Below are 15,676 nucleotides of genomic sequence, written 5' to 3' on the forward strand. Positions count from 1 at the left end.
GTGCGCGTGCTGCTGGCGGGGCTGTGCACCGTCGACGTCGTGCAACGGGTGTCGCACTTCCCGGCGCCGGGCGAGAAGGTGCAGTCGCTGCGGGTGGACGTCGCGGCCGGTGGGCCGGCGACCAACGCCGCGGTGACCGTGGCCGCGCTCGGGGCCGCCGCGACGCTCGTGACGGTCGTCGGCGCCCACCCGCTGGCAGCGCTCGCGCACACCGACCTGATCGCGTACGGCGTCGATGTCGTGGACCTCGATCCGGCCCGCACCGATTCGCCGCCGGTGAGCGCCGTGGTCGTGCGCGATTCCGACGGGGAGCGAACGGTCGTCTCGCGCAACGCGGCTTCCGGTGCGCCGGTGGCGGTTCCGGATCTCACGGACCGCACACGGCTCGTGCGCGAAGCGAATGCGGTGCTCGTCGACGGTCACCACCCCGAGCTCGCGCTGGCCGTCGCGCGGGCCGCGCGATCACTCGGCGTGCCCGTCGTGCTCGACGCCGGCAGCTGGAAACCCGTGTTGGAAGACCTGTTGCCGCTGGTGGATGTCGCCGCGTGCTCCGCGCACTTCGCCATGCCCGGGCCGGGCCTGCGTGAACGCGGAGTACCCGTCGTGATCAGGACCGCGGGGCCGGATCCCGTTCGCTGGAGCACTGCGGAAGACTCAGGCCAGGTGCCTGTCAACGATGTCGAGGCGCGGGACACACTGGCGGCCGGTGACGTGTGGCACGGCGCGCTCGCGCACGCAGTCGCGGCCGGTGGAAGCTCAGTGGACGGGTGGATCCGGCACGCGAACGCGGTGGCCGGCGAGCGCGTCCGCCACGTGGGGCCGCGGTCTTGGACGGCGGCGATCTCGAAGTTGGGACAAGGAGTGCGATGACGGCGTTCGAAGACCTCCTGGCACGGGCCGAAGGGCTCGCCAAGCCGCGGCAGCGCAGCGTGCTCGGCATCATCGGCGCGCCCGCGTCCGGCAAGACCACGCTGGCCTGGGCGATCGCCAACGCGCTCGGCTCCCGCGCGGCCGTCGTCGGGATGGACGGGTTCCACCTCGCGCAGGTGGAGCTGCGCCGGCTCGGGCGAGCCGAGCGCAAAGGCGCGCCCGACACGTTCGACGCGGCGGGCTACGTCCACCTCATCCGCCGGCTCGCGAAGGGCAAGGAAACCGTTTACGCACCGGAGTTCCGCCGCGAGATCGAGGAGCCCATCGCCGGTGCGGTCGCGGTGGCACCCGAGGTGCAGCTCCTGATCACGGAGGGCAACTACCTGCTGCTGCCCGACGACCCGTGGAGCGGCCTGCGCCAGTACCTCACCGAGGCGTGGTTCCTCGCGCCCGACGAGCCCGAGCGGATCGAACGGCTGGTTTCGCGCCACCGTCGTTACGGCCGGTCACTCGTCGAGGCGCGCCAGCGTGCGCTCGGCTCGGACCAGCGCAACGCCGACCTCATCGCGAGCACCCGTGACCGTGCCGACCTCGTGCTGGAGAACCTGCCGCTCGTGAACTTCGCCCTGTGAGCGGAGTTCTCGTCGTCACGGGCGGCAGCCGGGGGATCGGCGCGGCGATCTGCACGCTCGCGGCCGAGCGCGGCTACGACGTGGTGGTCAACTACTCCGGCGACTCCGAGCCGGCGGCCGAGGTCGTTTCGCAGGTCCGGGCGCACGGACGCAAGGCGCTGGCGGTGCGCGCCGACGTCGCCGACGAGCGGCAGGTCCGCAAGCTCTTCGGCACCGCCGGGGAGATGGGGTCGCTGGTCGGCGTGGTCAACAACGCGGCCATCACCGGCAACACACCGGGGCGCCTGGACGAGCAGAGCGCGGCCACCGTGCGGCGCGTGCTGGAGGTCAACGTCGGCGGGGTGTTCCTGTGCTGCCGCGAGGCCGTGCGGCGGCTCTCGACGCGGTACGGCGGTCCCGGCGGCGCCATCGTCAACGTCTCGTCCACAGCCGCGCGCACGGGCTCGGCGGGCGAGTGGGTGCACTACGCCGCGACGAAGGCCGCGGTGGACACGCTCACGTACGGGCTCGCGCAGGAGGTGGCGGGCGAGGGAATCCGGGTGAACGCCGTCGCGCCGGGCCTGGTGGCCACCGGCCTGCACTCCGCGGCCGGCCTGCCGGACCGGTTGTCGAGGCTGGCGCCCGGGATTCCGCTCGGCCGGCCGGGCGAACCGGGGGAGATCGCCGAAGCAGTGCTGTGGCTTCTGTCACCGGCGTCGTCGTTCACGGTCGGCGCCGTCCTGGAGGTCGGCGGCGGCCGCTGAATAGCGTCCCACCATGTGGTCTTCGCCCATTTCGGCGTTCCGCTGGGGTGCTACTCGTGTTCACGTCATCCCGGCTTGTGGGACGCCGGGCGACGAGGAGATCACGATTCGTGGCGGAAGTCGGTGAATCCGTCCGCCCGATCGGAGCGGCTGTGTCACTCTGGTGGAGCCTCCGGGGCCAGTTGGACGACCGGGGCCGCGGCGGCGCCGGTTCACGGGGTGGGTGACGAGCGCCCCGCGTCGCAAACGCACGGAGTGCGCAGCCGGGGGTCGGAAAGGACGGCCGCAAAAGTCATGCCCAAGCTCACGTCTGTGCACCATCTGGCGCTCACCGTGACCGATGTCGAACGCAGCGTCCCGTGGTACGCCCGGGTGCTCGACCTCGAGGAGAGCCACCGCCGCGAAGACCCTGAAACCGGGGTCCACAAGGTCGTGCTGAGGTCCGCCGGCGACGGGTTTTCCGTCGTCCTGGTCCAGCATCCGGACACCGACCGCCGTTGTTTCGACGAGCGCCGGACGGGGCTGGATCACGTCGCGTTCTCGGTGTCGTCGAAGGCGGAACTCGGTGAGTGGGAGGACCGGCTCTCGGAGTACGGGGTGTCGTACCTGCCGCCTCGGGAGTCGCGGACCTTCGAGGGGTCGTCGGTGATCGTGTTCCGGGATCCGGATGGGATTCAGCTGGAGATCTGGTCGGATCCGGAGTTGTAGGGCGGGTTTCGCGGCTCAGCCGTTGTGCGGCAGGGCGAACATGTGCGTCATCGCCGAGTCGTGTGTGCCGGCGCTGCCCGTGCTGTCCGTGAGTTTCGACCCGCCGCCGAGGAGCCCGACGTTGCCGGCCAGATAAGTGCTCGTCACCTGCGCGTGCAGGTGCGTGCACCCGGGCTTGACGACCACCGTCGTGTACAGCGGGATCGCGGCGTGGTTGACGCCTTGCTGCACGTACTCGTCGGTCTGCGCCACCGGCCCACTCGCGCAACTCGCACCGCCGGAGGTGGTCGCGGTGAGCGCGAAACGGGCCTGCGAGAAATTCAGATCCGTCGGAGGGCTGCAACGCCCAGCGCACCAATGGAACTCCACGTCCGCGACCACGTCGACCTTGCTGTAGCCGGCCGGGATGTCCCGATCGATCACCGGCGCCACGAGCGTTGAGCTGAGCGGAGTGGTGCCCACCGGGAGCGACGTTTGCATCGCCACGCCATTCACGTCACCGGGGATCGAGTACGACGCGAACCGCACGTTCCCCTGAACCGTCTCCTGGGAGCCTGCTTTCCCCGTCGACGAGGTGCGCAGGTAGAGCGTGCACGTGATCACGCCCGCGTGGGTCGCGGTGACCAGGAACCGGGTGACGACCGTGATATTCCGGTGCGCGGCGTCGCCGGTCGGCGGAAGCACGTTTTCGCCCATCACAACGCTGGACCCACCCGCACCCGAGCAGCGGATCTCGTTGTCGATCAGGTTCACGTCGGTGGCCCCGGAAGCCTTCAGCTCGGAGTACACGTACGCGTTCGAGCCCGCGGCCAGCGCCGGTGAATCGATCGTCGCCAGCGGGATGACCTGTTGCGTGGCGGGAATGCCGCTGATGACTTTCGGCCCGAAGTCCTGTGACTCCGCGGCTAGTGCCGGCGTCGCGGCAACTATGAGGGCGGCGAGTGACAAGCCTGCCACGGCCAGTTTGCCAAGTCTGCTACTGAACCCCAGGATCACGACGTTTCCCCCTCGGCACGATCGCGCCGAGTCATTGGCGAGTTGGCTGGGCAGCCCGTCAATGGGGCCGGTGTCAGGTTGGTCCGATCAGGCGGTGCGCCCCGCAGCTGAACGGTTGGGCAGCCGCACCAACCGCGTCACGCGTGCGCGTCGTCCGGTTCGTCGACCGGTCGGCGCATCTCCTGCCGGTACCGCAGCACCCCGTACCCCGTCCCCAGCACGAAGAACGCCACCGAAATCCACAGGGCCGCCGTCTTCAGCCACGGCAGGGCGTCCAGCAGGCCGGCGCCGTAGTAGCCCAGCAGGACCAGAGTGGGGACCCACAGCAGGCCACCCAGGCTGGTGGCGAGCAAGAACCGCCGGGGGTCCATGCGGGCGGCGCCGGCGATGAGCGGGGCGAGTGTGCGGATCCACGGGATCCACCGCGCCGCGACGATCGCGAAGAAGCCCTTGCGGTCCAGAAACCGTTGGGCGCGGTCGAGGTTGTGGCGATTGAGCACCTTGCCGCCGCGGCGGGCGATGAAGCGGGTGCCCGTGCTGCGGCCGATGTAGTAGCCCACCTGGTTGCCGCCGACGGCCACCACGAGTGCGGCGCCGGACAGGAGCCACGCGTTCGCGTCGGAGCCGTGCTGGGCGAGCACCACGCCGGCACCGAAGAGGAGCGAGTCGCCCGGCAGGAAGAGGCCGACGATGAGCGCGCATTCCACGAACACGAAGGAAAGCACGATCACCCAGACGAGCAGCGGGCCGGCGGTGTCGAGCCAGCTCACGCCGACTCCGGCGGCCTCGATGCTTGCGGGGTTCACGCGCAGAGCCTACGTGGCCACGATCGACGGAAAAAAGGAACCATCGAATCCAGCCTTCCGGTCACTTTCGGTATTCCTGGAATGAACTGCGCGTTCACCAACGGCTCAAACGAACGGGCCGCCCGGGACAGTTCCCGGGCGGCCCGAATCGAACAAAACGTCTAGAACTGCGGCAGGGACTCGCCTTGCACCGCTTCGATGTCCAGCTCCACCTTGACCGTGGTGCCGATCGCGGCGACGCCCGCGCGGACCATCGCGCTGTAGTTGATCGCGAAGTCGTTGCGGTGCAGCTGGGTCTCGGCGTGGAACGCGGCGCGCACGCCGCCCCACGGGTCCGGGCCGTGGCCCTGGTAGCGCAGGTCGAGCTCGACCTGGCGGCGTTCGCCGTGCAGGGTGAGCTCGCCGAGCAGCGCCCAGGTGTCCGTGCCTCGCTGCGAAATGCCCGTGCTCTCGAACGTGATCAGCGGGAAGGCCTCCACGTCGAGGAACTCGGCCGAACGCAGGTGGTCGTCGCGCATTTTGATGCCGGTCTCGATGCTGCCCGCCTTGATCTCGGCGAACACCGTCGAACGCTCCACCGGGCGGCGGATGTCGATGCGCCCGCCGACGTCGGGGAACCGCACCTTGATGCTGGCGATGCCCATGTGGCGCGCGGTCGCGACCACCGACGTGTGGACCGGGTCGATCGTCCACGGACCGGGCGGCGGCAGCTCCACGGCCTCGGCCACGGGGGCCAGGGCGATGTCGCCGAGCAGCCCGGCGCCGTCGGAACCGACCTGCACGGTGCGGGCCATCGGCGTGTACCCGGGCGCCGTGATCACGGCGGTGTAGACGCCCGGGGGCAGCGGATCAGTCGCCACCGCCCCCTTCGCGTCCGTGACCTGGCGCGCGATCTGACGGCCGTTGAGGTCGGTCACCGTGAGCACGGCGTTCTCGACCGGCCAGCCCCCACTGGCGCGGAGCTGTGCGCGCAGGCCCCCGCTCATGAGCGGTCGACCAACTCGTCGAGAGCCTGGTCGTAGCTCAGGCGGACGTCGTGCTCGGCCTCGCCGTCGGTGAGGCTCACCTGGCTGGTGGCCGGCGGGTAACCGCTCGCCACCACCGTGTACGAGCCCACCGGCAGGTCGCTCACCACGTAGCGGCCTTCACCGTCCGTGCGCGCGACCGCCGCGACGTTGCCGTTCGCGTCGAGCACGGTGATCCGCGCGTCCGGCACGATCCGGTCGCCCTCGGTGCGCGCGATGCCCTGCATCAGCACGGCACCGGCCAGCTCGACGTCGTGGCGCAGCACGCCGCTGTCGGGCACGGTCAGGGTGACCGCCACCGGGCGGTAGTGCGGGCCGCTCGCGACCAGCGTGTACTGCCCGGCACCGACACCGCTGAAGGTGTAGACGCCGTCGTCGGCCGTGATGAACGCGCCGTTGACCTCTCCGCGCGAATCGGTGAGCGTCACGGTGGCGTTGGCCAGCGGGGAACCGATCCCCACGGACCGCACGACACCGGTCAGCTCGCCCGAGCCGGTGAGCGTCACGTCGAGCTTCGCCGGTCCGCCACCGACCACCACGCTGGAGGCCTGCGGCTGGTGGCCGGGAGCGGCCACGATCAGCACGTAGGTGCCCGGGCCCTGCGTCGGCACGGAGTAGCTGCCGTCGCCGTTACCGGTCGCCCGCGCCACCTGACGGCCCTGCTGGTCGATCAGCGTCAGCGCGGCGGCGGCCACGTGGCTGCCGTCCTGCCGGCGCACGTGCCCGGTCACCGGGGGACCGCCCGCGCCCAGCGGGAGGTCGATGCCTGCACCCGCGGCCGAGTTGGTGATCGGCATGGGCAGTGAGCCCGAAATCGCCTGCGGGTCGCCGTGACCGTTGCCGTTCATCGAATGCCTTCCCCCTGCGCCGACGAGAACGGGTTCTCGCGACTGTTCTTCGAAGAGCGAGCCCGGCTTGGCCGCCTGGTCGACGATGTCCGTCGGCGTCTCGCTCTCCTCGAGCAGCGCCTCGCCGCCCTCCACCGCCGCGGCGGCCGGGTTCATGCCCGCGAGCGGGATCTCCTTCAGGAAACACAGCACGATCGTCGCCAGCAGCGCGACCGCGCCTGCCACCCAGAAGACCGTGGTGATCGACTCGGTGAAGCCGATCAGGATCGGCGTCTTCAACGCGTCGGGCAGGGTCTGGATCACGCTGGTGTTGGTCTGCAGGTCGGCCAGTTGCGCACCGGCACCAGCCGGCGGGTTGCCGCCGAACGCCTTGGTGATGTTGCCCGGCAGCACGTTGAACAGAATCGTCAGGAACACCGCGACACCGGCCGTACCACCGATCTGGCGGAAGAACGTGGCCGACGCCGTGGAGGCGCCCATGTCGCTGCGCGGGCCGGCGTTCTGCACCGCGATGACCAGCGTCTGCATGCACTGGCCGAGGCCGAGGCCGATGATGGCCGCGGCGACCAGCGGGTGCCACAGCGGCGAGTTGTACTGCACCTGCGCGAAGAAGAACGCGCCGCCGGCGATGAGCAGGGTGCCGACGATCGGGAACACCTTGTAGCGCCCGGTCTTCGACATGATCCGGCCGGAGCCGATCGAGCTCAGCATCAGGCCGCCCATCAGCGGCAGCATCAGCAGACCCGACTCGGTCGGCGTGTAGCCCTGAACGACCTGCATGAACTGCGGGATCATCGTGATCGCGCCGAACATGGCGACGCCGACGATGACACCACCGATGATCGCGACGGTGAACGTCGAGTTCTTGAACAGCCGCAACGGGATCAGCGCGGCGTCCTTCATCAGCTTCTCGACCACGATGAACGAGATGATGCCGATCGCGCCGACGGCGTAGCAGAGGATCGCCTTGCCGTCGCCCCAGCCCCAGGTCTGGCCCTGTTCCGCGACGATCAGGAACGGCACCACAGCCACGACGAGCGAAAGCGCGCCCCACCAGTCGATCTTGTGCTTCTGTGGCACGTGCGGCACGTTCAGCACCTTGGCGACCACGAACAGCGCGACGATGCCGATCGGCACGTTGATCAGGAAGACCCAGCGCCAGCCGTCGAGGCCGCCGAGGGTGTCGAAGCCGGCGAAGAACCCGCCGAGCACCGGACCAAGCACAGTGGACAGACCGAAGACGGCGAGGATGTAACCCTGGTACCGCGGGCGTTCGCGCGGCGGCACCACGTCACCGATGATGGTCATGGCCAGCGACATCAGACCGCCGGCGCCGAGGCCCTGCACCGCGCGGAACGCGGCGAGCTCGTACATCGACTGCGAGAACGTCGAAGCCAGCGAACCGGCGACGAAGATCGAGATCGCGGCGAGGTAGAACGGCTTGCGGCCGTAGATGTCCGACAGCTTGCCGTAGATCGGCGTGACGATCGTCGACGTGATCAGGTACGCCGTGGTGGCCCACGCCTGCAGGTCGAAGCCGTGCAGGTCGTTGGCGATCTTGACGATCGAGGTACCCACGATCGTCTGGTCCAGTGCGGCGAGGAACATGCCGCACATGAGTCCGCTCAGGATCGTGACGATCTGGCGGTGGCTCAGCCGCGGCACACCTGCCGCGTCGACGACGGGTGCTCCCCCCCGCTGCTGAGGTTGTTTCTCGACGGTGGTGCTCATGCTGTTCCTAGGCCCCCTTGGAGTGCACCGAGTCCGCCGGCGCGGAGTCGGTCATGTCTGGAAAGTTGTTCTCGATACCGGTGTTGAGCCGCCCGAACAGCTCGTTGAGGGTCTCGCGATCCTCCTGGGTCCAGTCGCCGAGCACGTCGGCGAGCCAGAGGTTGCGCTGCTTGCGGTTCTCGTCGAAGACCCGCAGGCCTTCGGCGGTGGGCGCCAGCAAGCAGGCGCGGCCGTCTTCGGGGTCGGCCTGACGTTCCACCAATCCGTGCTGCACGAGCGCGCTCGACTGCCTGCTGATGGTGGAGATCTCGGAGTGCAGGAACTCGGCGAGCTTGCTGGTGCGCTGCGGCCCCTCGTGGATGAGGCAGAAGAGGATCGCGTACGCGGCCCGCTCGATGCCGTCCGGACCCTGCTTGGAGACCTGCGACTTCGCCTTGGTGATCAGGCGCATGAAACGGACCAGCTCGTGTCCGAGCTGGTCGGCCAGGTCGAGCTCGTCCTTGGGCCGGGTGGCGGCGCTGTTCGGTGCCATTCGGTCGATCTTTCTCGCGGTGAAACGAACCGTTGTTTGGCGGCTGCAACTAGTTGCCTTTAGCAAGAGTGTGCCTGATCCGTGCTTCGCGCAAGCTCGCGGACCCCGGTTGTGTCGCATCACACTTTAGTTGTTGCATGCAAGCAGATATTCACCGGAGGGTGTTCGTCCGTTTTCTCCCGGGTCCGAAGGCCCTGGTCAGGGTCCCGGCGGAACAAGACGCAGGGTGACGGGTTGGATAGGGGTATGACCGACGACACACCGCTGTACGACCTCATCGGCTCCCGCCGCAACGGCGTGCTGGCCACGCTCAAGCGCGACGGGCGGCCCCAGTTGTCCACCGTCAGCCACCACTTCGACGCCGCCGAGCGCAAGATCCTCGTGTCGATCACCGAGACGCGGGCGAAGACGAAGAACATGCGCCGCGACGCGCGCGTGAGCTACCACGTGGGCAGCGAGAACGGCTGGTCGTACGCGGTGGCGGAGGGCGAGGCCGTGCTGACGCCGGTCGCCGCGGCCAAGGACGACGCGACGGTGGAGGCCCTCATCGACCTGTACCGGAAGGTCGGCGGCGAGCACCCCGACTGGGACGAGTACCGCGAGGCGATGGTCGCGGACCAGCGGCTGGTGCTGACGATCAACGTCGACCGGGTCTACGGCGTGGTGCGCTGACGGGTCGGCTGGATGCGCAGCCGGATGGCGCCGGGCAAGTCGCCATCCGGCTGAAATCCGGAAATTCTATTCCGCACTGCGGAGATATTTGTGCCTACGATGAAGCCATGAGCACTGACGCCCTCCTGCAGCGACTCCGCGACGAGCTCGGCAAGGAGGCCGTGCTCACCGACGCCGACGTGACCGCGAGCTACTCGCGCGACATGATGCCGCTCGCCCCGTCCGGGAAACCGCTGGCCGTGGTGCTGCCCGCGAACACCGCGGGGGTGCAGGCCGTGGTCAAGGCGTGCGCCGAGGCGAAGGTGCCCGTCGTGCCGCGCGGGGCGGGCAGCGGCCTGTCCGGCGCGGCCAACGCCATCGACGGCTGCGTGGTGCTCGTGCTCACGAAGCTCGACGAGATCGTGGAGATCGACCCCGGCAACCGCCTCGCCGTGGTGCAGCCCGGAGTGGTCAACCTTGACTTCCGCAACACCGTGGAGAAGCACGGCCTGTTCTACCCGCCCGACCCGTCGAGCTACGACTGGTGCACGATCGGCGGCAACCTCTCCACCAACGCCGGCGGCCTGTGCTGCGTGAAGTACGGCGTGACCACCGACTCCGTGCTCGGCCTCGAGGTCGTGCTGGCCGACGGGTCGCTGCTCAAGACCGGCCGCCGCACCGTGAAGGGCGTGGCGGGCTACGACCTGACGAAGCTGTTCATCGGCAGCGAGGGCACGCTCGGCGTGATCACGCAGGCCACCGTGGCGTTGCGCCCGCTACCGCAGGCGCCGGCGACGCTCGTCGCGGGCTTCAGCACCACGGAGGCGGCGGGTGAGGCCGTGGCTCGGGTCGTGCGCGAGGGACTCGTGCCGTCGCTGCTGGAGATCATGGACGCGGCGTCGATCAAGGCGTCGGAGACCTACCTCAAGACCGACCTCGGTGCGGGTTCCGACTGCCAGGCGCTGCTGCTGGCGCAGTCCGACGTCGGCGGCGAGGCCGCGCTGCGCGAGCTCGCCGTGCTGGAACAGATCTGCGCCGACTGCGGCGCCGACCTGGTCTACGCCACCGACGACCTCGAAGAGGGCAAGATGCTGCTGCAGGCCCGGCGCGTGGTCCTGACCGCGCTGGAGACTTACGGCATCTGGCTCACCGACGACGTCAGCGTGCCGCGCACCCGCATCGCCGAGCTGATCCGCGGCTGCGAGCAGGTGAGCGAGAAGGTGGGCCTGAAGATCGCCGTGGTCGGCCACGCCGGCGACGGCAACATGCACCCGACGATCGTCTACGCGCCCGACAACGAGGACGAGTTCGCCCGCGCGCGGCAAGCGTTCGACGACATCCTGGAGATCGGCCTCTCGCTCGGCGGCACGGTGACGGGCGAGCACGGCGTCGGCAAGATCAAGCGCGACTGGCTGGCGCGCGAGATCGGGCCTGTCGGGATGCGAGTGCACCGGCAGATCAAGCAGGCGCTGGACCCGGAGAACCTGTTCAACCCGGGGTCGATGTTCTCGATGACGGACTGAGGTCTCACGAAAACGGCGCCGGTCCCTTGCTCGGGGCCGGCGCCGTTTTCTGCGTTTCGGTCAGTCGCGTTTCGGTCAGTCGCGCACGCGCGGGATCCGCTGCGTCACCTCGGCGGCGTTCTCCTCCGGCGCGCCCGCGCGGGCCTTCTTCTCGCGGCGGCTCTTGAGGTACTCGAGCAGGATCGGCACCACGGACACGAGCACGATCAGCACGAAGATGGCGTCGACGTTGTCGCGGATGAAGCCGATGTTGCCCAGCAGCGAGCCCAGCACCGTGATGCCCGCGGCCCAGACGATGCCGCCCAGCACCGTGTAGGTGAAGTACCGCTTCGGGTCCATGCGGCCGATGCCGGCGATCCAGGTGATGAACGTCCGCACGAACGGCACGAACCGCGCCAGCACCACGGCTTTGGGCCCGTGGTGGTCGAGGAAAGCGTGCGTCTTGTCGACGTATTCCTTCTTGAAGAACTTCGAATCGGGCCGGTTGAACAGCTTCGGGCCGACGAAGTAGCCGATGTAGTACCCGCAGACGTTGCCGAGCAGCGCCGCCACCGTCACCAGCACGCACACCACCCACAGGGGCGCCTGCAGCGTGCCGTTGGCGATGAACAGGCCCGCCGTGAACAGCAGCGAGTCACCCGGCAGCACCGGGAAGATGCTGCTCTCGATGAAGATGATCAGGCAGAGCACCGCGATGACCGGCACGGTCAGGCCGGACAGCAGCTGCTCCGGGTCCAGCCACGACGGCAGGATGGACATGGTCGTCACTGTGCTCTGGGCGAGAATCACACCGAAAACGGTACAGGGTGACGCTGAGTGCCTTCACAGGGAGAACCACCGCAGGTAATGGGGGTTTTCCGGAATTGTCAGACGAGGGTGAGCAGTCCGATGACCGAGCCCGCGGCCAAGCCCAGCAGGAGAGCCAGCAGCAGCACCCAGTGCGCGGGCAGCGGCGCGGGGCCGGGCGCGGCCTGGCGGACCGTCGCGGGGTCCGGTGCGGGAACGGGCCGAACTCCCGAAGAGACCGGCGTCGTCCGCTGGCCGGAGGCGTCGTCCAGGGCCGCGCGTTCGCGTTCGAGGGAGTCGGCGCCCGCGCCTGAGAGCAGGCCGTAGCGGGGTGGGAGCTCCTCGGTGGGGCCGGTCGCGCCGGCGGAGCCCGTGGAGTCCGGGGAGCCGGAAGACGCGGCGGGCTGCGAGCTGGTGTGCGGGGCGAACACGGCCTGGGCGCGCAGGGCGTCGGCGAGCAGTCGCTCCGGGTCCTTCGGCTCGCTCATCCCTCTCCGTACTTCCCCGCGGGCGGCCCGCGTAGTCGCTTACGTGCTCAAGGTAGCCCGGCCGACCTCGGCGACCCACTCGCCCCGGCGCAGCACCCGGACCGGCCGCAGGTCGTCGTCGAGGATCACGACGTCGGCGGCGAGGCCCGGCCGCAGCGAACCCGTGCGGTCGGCGATGCCCAGCAGCTCGGCGGGCCGGCCGGAGGTCGCCCGGACGGCGTCGAGGACACCGAGTTTGGCACCCTTCACGAGGTTGCGGAAGGCGTTGTCCATCGTCAACGTGCTGCCGGCCAGTGATCCGTTGTCCAGCGTCGCCACGCCGTCGTGCACGTCGACTTCGAGGCGGCCCAGCGTGTAGCGGCCGTCGGCGGCGTCGGTGGCCGACATGGCGTCGGTGATCAGCACGGTCCGGCCGCGGCCCGCGTGCTGTGCCGCGAGGCGGACCACCGTCGGGTGCAGGTGCACGAGGTCGCAGATGAGCTCGACCGTCACGCGCTCGTCGTCCAGCAGCACGCCGACCGGGCCCGGTTCGCGGTGGTGCAGGGGGCGCATGCCGTTGAACAGGTGCGTCGCCACGGTGGCGCCCGCGTCGATGGCCGGCACGAGCTGCTCGGCGAGGCCGTCGGTGTGCCCGATCGCGGCCGTCACGCCCGATTCGGCGAGCTGGCGCACGGCCTTCACGCCGCCGTTGAGCTCCGGCGCGAGCGTGACCATGCGGATCGCGCCGGCGCCCGCGCGCAGCAGCTTCTCGACGGTGCCGGTGTCCGGTTCACGCAGCGTGTCCGGATCGTGCGCGCCGCAGCGGGCGCGTGAGATGAACGGCCCTTCGAGGTGGATGCCGGCGAGCTCGCCGTCCTGCACGAGTTCGCGCAGGGCCGCGATCTGCTCGGTCAGCAGGTCGATCGGGTCCGAGACCAGGCTCGCGAGCGTGGTCGTGGTGCCGTGGCGCCGGTGCGCGCGCACCGCCGTGAGGATCTCGTCGGGGTCCAGTGTGGAGAACGAAGCGCCGCCCCCGCCGTGGCAGTGGGTGTCGACGAACCCGGGCACCACGAGTGCTCCGCCCACGTCGACGACCTCGGTCTCGGGGCCGCCCGGCGGCGTCCCCGTGCCGACCGCGGCGATGCGCCCGTCGGAGACGGCGAGCCAGCCGTCGTCGAGTACGCGGTCCGGGGCGACGACCCGGCCGCCCGTGATGACGAAGTCTCCGGCGTGCTTCACGCCCTCCAGCATATATTGGTCTGGACCAGACATGGCTACGCAACTCGGTGATCGGGATTGGTCCACCCGGGTCACTGTGGGGTCTGCATCGCCTTCTGCAGGGCCTCCAGCGCCCGGCTGGCGGTCGATTTAACGGTACCCTTCGAGATGCCCGCGGCCTCTGAAATCTCGGCCTCGGAAAGCCCCCCGTAGTACCTGAGCACCAGCACCTCGCGCTGGCGCGGCGGGAGCTTCGAAAGGGCGCTGACCACGGCTTGGTGCTCGCTCGACAGCATCGCGAGGCTCTCCGCGGAACGCGCGTTCACGGCGTGCGGAGGCACGTATTCACGGGCGGTTTTCCGCCGTCGCAGCACGCTGCGCGAGCCGTTGACCACGGCCGTGCGCAGGTATCCGACGGCCGCGGCCGCGTCGCGCAGCCGGCCCCAGTTGCGGTGCAGACCGGTGAACGCCTCCTGCACCACGTCCTCGGCCGTCGCCGGCTCGTCGACCAGCAGGATCGCGAGCCGGACGAGCCGCATCCGGTGCTGGCGGTACAGGTCCTCCAGGTTCAGCGGTGCGGCCGGCTGCTGCGGCGGCACCGGCCCGTCCATGGTCCGCAGGTGTCCGAGGGTCGCCTCGACACTGCGTTCCGCGTTGCCCTCCAGCATGTACCCCTGCCTGCCTGTTCTCGACCCCTGTGGTGCCCCTGCGCCAAGCTGCTGACGCAGCCCTAGCGTATCGGGTGAGCTCTGTCCCGCCACTGGTCGGATGCTGGGACCACAGGGTGTTGCCCGGTAGCGTCGACAGCGTCACCAACGCACCCACCCGGGAGATCCACATGGCCTGGTACCTGGTCGAAATCCGTTACGTGCAGGAGAAGGTGGCCGACGTCCGGCCCCGTCACCGTGAGTGGTTGAGCCAGCACTCCGCCGACGGCCGCGTGGCCGTCGCGGGACCGCTCGCCGACGGCTCCGGTGGTCTGGTCCTGTGGCAGGCCGAGGACGAGGCGGCGCTCGAGGAGCTGATCGGCAAGGACCCGTACCAGCTCGAAGGCGTGGTCGCCGATCGCTCGATCCGCGAGTACAAGCCGGTGCTCGGCGCTTGGGTCCCGCAGGCGTAGCACCTAGAGCTCCAGGACGGCGGGTCCGCGGTCCACGCAGATCCGCACCGACCCGCCGTCCGGGGTCGCCACGGCGCACGTGCCGCAGAAGCCCTGGCGGCAGGAGAACGCCACGTCAGGCAGCACTTCGCGCACGACGTCGAGCGTCGAACGGTCCGCCGGCACGGCGAGCGTGTGACCGCTGCGGCGCAGGACCACGGTGTACGGCAGGCCGCCGACGATCGGCGGGGTCGAGAAGCGTTCGAAGTACACGGCCTTGGCGCCGGTGAGCTCGAGGTCCACGCGGACGCCGGTGATCATCGGCGCCGGCCCGCAGCAGTAGACCGAGGCGCCGTCGGGGACGCCCTCCAGCAGCTCCGCGCCCGAGGCGGGGATGCCGTACTCGGTGTCCGGGCGGAACCACACGCGGCCCCCGGGCAAATCCGAAAGTTCTTCCACAAACGGCATCGACTCGCGGCTGCGTCCCGTGTAGACGAGCCGCCAGCCGGCTCCGCGGGCGTCGGCCGCGCGGACCATCGGCAGGATCGGCGTGATGCCGATGCCGCCGGCGATGAAGACGTACGAGTCCGCCGCGACGAACGGGAACGCGTTGCGCGGGCCGCGCACGTCCAGCTTGGTGCCGGGTTCGAGCGTGTGGACCTCACCCGAGGCCGCACCGATCCGCCGGACGGCCACGCGGTAGTGCGAGAGGTCGCCTGGGTCGCCGCAGAGCGAGTACTGCCGCACCAGCCCCGACGGCAAGGTGAGGTCGAGGTGCGCGCCCGGCCGCCAGCTCGGCAACGGCTCACCTTCGGGCCGCGCGAGGCGAAGGGACACCACGTCGTCGGCTTCCGGCCGGACGGTGGTCACGACCAGCGGCAACGTCCGGTCCACCGCCTGCACGGGCGGGCGGCGCCGGCCGGAGTACCGGGCGAGCCGGCGGTAGGCCGCGCCGACACCGACCAAAGTGGACATCAGCCGGTCGCGGCGGCCCGTTCCGTCGAGCCGCGGCGGGAACTCCGGTGCTGTCATTGCGGTGCA

The 15,676-nt window shown here is 69.9% G+C and carries 17 protein-coding genes; 7 read left to right on the plus strand and 10 right to left on the minus strand.

Going from position 1 to position 15,676, the window contains the following annotated elements:
* Positions 1-6 precede the first annotated feature (6 nt).
* From AB0H62_RS12330 to AB0H62_RS12345, 4 genes are all read left to right on the plus strand, one after another.
* Positions 7-870: a PfkB family carbohydrate kinase gene (locus AB0H62_RS12330; protein ID WP_360586015.1), complete on the plus strand. Its 864-nt coding sequence runs from the start codon at positions 7-9 to the stop codon at positions 868-870.
* A complete protein-coding gene (locus AB0H62_RS12335) occupies positions 867-1,502 on the plus strand; it encodes a nucleoside/nucleotide kinase family protein (protein WP_220245266.1) in 636 nt (211 codons plus the stop codon). Before AB0H62_RS12330 ends, AB0H62_RS12335 begins: the two co-directional genes overlap by 4 nt.
* Positions 1,499-2,245: an SDR family oxidoreductase gene (locus tag AB0H62_RS12340; RefSeq protein WP_220245267.1), complete on the plus strand. Its 747-nt coding sequence runs from the start codon at positions 1,499-1,501 to the stop codon at positions 2,243-2,245. The genes AB0H62_RS12335 and AB0H62_RS12340 overlap by 4 nt, the downstream gene beginning before the upstream one ends.
* 294 nt (positions 2,246-2,539) lie before the next feature.
* Positions 2,540-2,953: a VOC family protein gene (locus AB0H62_RS12345; RefSeq protein ID WP_220245268.1), complete on the plus strand. Its 414-nt coding sequence runs from the start codon at positions 2,540-2,542 to the stop codon at positions 2,951-2,953.
* A 15-nt stretch (positions 2,954-2,968) separates the two neighbouring features.
* Here AB0H62_RS12345 and AB0H62_RS12350 read toward each other — a convergent pair whose 3' ends face one another.
* From AB0H62_RS12350 to AB0H62_RS12370, 5 genes are all read right to left on the minus strand, one after another.
* Entirely contained in the window at positions 2,969-3,910 is a 942-nt protein-coding gene (locus tag AB0H62_RS12350) for a hypothetical protein (RefSeq protein ID WP_360585860.1), read from the minus strand.
* Between the two features lie 176 nt (positions 3,911-4,086).
* The gene (locus tag AB0H62_RS12355; protein ID WP_220245270.1) at positions 4,087-4,755 is read right to left on the minus strand and encodes a DedA family protein; all 669 of its coding nucleotides are present in this window, start codon (positions 4,753-4,755) and stop codon (positions 4,087-4,089) included.
* A 161-nt stretch (positions 4,756-4,916) separates the two neighbouring features.
* Entirely contained in the window at positions 4,917-5,741 is an 825-nt protein-coding gene (locus AB0H62_RS12360) for a YceI family protein (protein WP_220245271.1), read from the minus strand.
* Positions 5,738-8,359, minus strand: a complete 2,622-nt coding sequence (locus AB0H62_RS12365; protein ID WP_360585863.1) for an MFS transporter — start codon at positions 8,357-8,359, stop codon at positions 5,738-5,740. The genes AB0H62_RS12360 and AB0H62_RS12365 overlap by 4 nt, the downstream gene beginning before the upstream one ends.
* A 7-nt stretch (positions 8,360-8,366) precedes the next feature.
* A complete protein-coding gene (locus AB0H62_RS12370) occupies positions 8,367-8,891 on the minus strand; it encodes a MarR family transcriptional regulator (RefSeq protein ID WP_220245273.1) in 525 nt (174 codons plus the stop codon).
* 246 nt (positions 8,892-9,137) lie between these two features.
* On the opposite strand from AB0H62_RS12370, the gene AB0H62_RS12375 reads away from it, so the two are divergent.
* Both AB0H62_RS12375 and AB0H62_RS12380 read left to right on the plus strand, forming a co-directional pair.
* A complete protein-coding gene (locus AB0H62_RS12375; protein ID WP_220245274.1) occupies positions 9,138-9,563 on the plus strand; it encodes a PPOX class F420-dependent oxidoreductase in 426 nt (141 codons plus the stop codon).
* Positions 9,564-9,670: 107 nt separating this feature from the next.
* Positions 9,671-11,065: an FAD-linked oxidase C-terminal domain-containing protein gene (locus AB0H62_RS12380; RefSeq protein WP_220245275.1), complete on the plus strand. Its 1,395-nt coding sequence runs from the start codon at positions 9,671-9,673 to the stop codon at positions 11,063-11,065.
* 75 nt (positions 11,066-11,140) lie between these two features.
* Here the strand turns inward: AB0H62_RS12380 and AB0H62_RS12385 are convergent, their stop codons facing one another.
* From AB0H62_RS12385 to AB0H62_RS12400, 4 genes are all read right to left on the minus strand, one after another.
* Entirely contained in the window at positions 11,141-11,854 is a 714-nt protein-coding gene (locus tag AB0H62_RS12385) for a VTT domain-containing protein (protein ID WP_220245276.1), read from the minus strand.
* 77 nt (positions 11,855-11,931) lie between these two features.
* A complete protein-coding gene (locus tag AB0H62_RS12390) occupies positions 11,932-12,339 on the minus strand; it encodes a hypothetical protein (RefSeq protein WP_220245277.1) in 408 nt (135 codons plus the stop codon).
* A gap of 39 nt (positions 12,340-12,378) precedes the next feature.
* Positions 12,379-13,569, minus strand: coding sequence for an N-acetylglucosamine-6-phosphate deacetylase (gene nagA, locus AB0H62_RS12395; RefSeq protein WP_220245278.1), 1,191 nt, complete (start codon positions 13,567-13,569; stop codon positions 12,379-12,381).
* Between the two features lie 59 nt (positions 13,570-13,628).
* Complete coding sequence (locus AB0H62_RS12400) at positions 13,629-14,204, minus strand: SigE family RNA polymerase sigma factor (RefSeq protein WP_220245279.1); 576 nt, start codon at positions 14,202-14,204, stop codon at positions 13,629-13,631.
* Between the two features lie 170 nt (positions 14,205-14,374).
* Here AB0H62_RS12400 and AB0H62_RS12405 point away from each other — a divergent pair, with 170 nt between their 5' ends.
* Positions 14,375-14,656 carry a YciI family protein gene (locus AB0H62_RS12405; RefSeq protein ID WP_360585867.1) on the plus strand — a complete coding sequence of 94 codons (282 nt, stop codon included), beginning with the start codon at positions 14,375-14,377 and terminating at the stop codon, positions 14,654-14,656.
* Between the two features lie 3 nt (positions 14,657-14,659).
* Here the strand turns inward: AB0H62_RS12405 and AB0H62_RS12410 are convergent, their stop codons facing one another.
* Positions 14,660-15,667: a PDR/VanB family oxidoreductase gene (locus AB0H62_RS12410; protein WP_220245280.1), complete on the minus strand. Its 1,008-nt coding sequence runs from the start codon at positions 15,665-15,667 to the stop codon at positions 14,660-14,662.
* Between the last annotated feature and the right edge of the window lie 9 nt (positions 15,668-15,676).

The organism is Amycolatopsis sp. NPDC050768 (genome assembly GCF_040654155.1).
Taxonomy (GTDB): domain Bacteria; phylum Actinomycetota; class Actinomycetes; order Mycobacteriales; family Pseudonocardiaceae; genus Amycolatopsis.

Excerpts from the sequence above, each read along its gene's own strand:
- AB0H62_RS12410 (WP_220245280.1), bottom strand. The coding sequence starts at position 15,667 with ATGACAGCACCGGAGTTCCCGCCGCGGCTCGACGGAACGGGCCGCCGC.
- AB0H62_RS12370 (WP_220245273.1), bottom strand. The coding sequence starts at position 8,891 with ATGGCACCGAACAGCGCCGCCACCCGGCCCAAGGACGAGCTCGACCTG.
- AB0H62_RS12405 (WP_360585867.1), top strand. The coding sequence starts at position 14,375 with ATGGCCTGGTACCTGGTCGAAATCCGTTACGTGCAGGAGAAGGTGGCC.
- AB0H62_RS12380 (WP_220245275.1), top strand. The coding sequence starts at position 9,671 with ATGAGCACTGACGCCCTCCTGCAGCGACTCCGCGACGAGCTCGGCAAG.
- AB0H62_RS12400 (WP_220245279.1), bottom strand. The coding sequence starts at position 14,204 with ATGCTGGAGGGCAACGCGGAACGCAGTGTCGAGGCGACCCTCGGACAC.
- AB0H62_RS12365 (WP_360585863.1), bottom strand. The coding sequence starts at position 8,359 with ATGAGCACCACCGTCGAGAAACAACCTCAGCAGCGGGGGGGAGCACCC.
- AB0H62_RS12335 (WP_220245266.1), top strand. The coding sequence starts at position 867 with ATGACGGCGTTCGAAGACCTCCTGGCACGGGCCGAAGGGCTCGCCAAG.
- nagA (WP_220245278.1), bottom strand. The coding sequence starts at position 13,569 with ATGCTGGAGGGCGTGAAGCACGCCGGAGACTTCGTCATCACGGGCGGC.
- AB0H62_RS12360 (WP_220245271.1), bottom strand. The coding sequence starts at position 5,741 with ATGAGCGGGGGCCTGCGCGCACAGCTCCGCGCCAGTGGGGGCTGGCCG.
- AB0H62_RS12345 (WP_220245268.1), top strand. The coding sequence starts at position 2,540 with ATGCCCAAGCTCACGTCTGTGCACCATCTGGCGCTCACCGTGACCGAT.
- AB0H62_RS12375 (WP_220245274.1), top strand. The coding sequence starts at position 9,138 with ATGACCGACGACACACCGCTGTACGACCTCATCGGCTCCCGCCGCAAC.
- AB0H62_RS12390 (WP_220245277.1), bottom strand. The coding sequence starts at position 12,339 with ATGAGCGAGCCGAAGGACCCGGAGCGACTGCTCGCCGACGCCCTGCGC.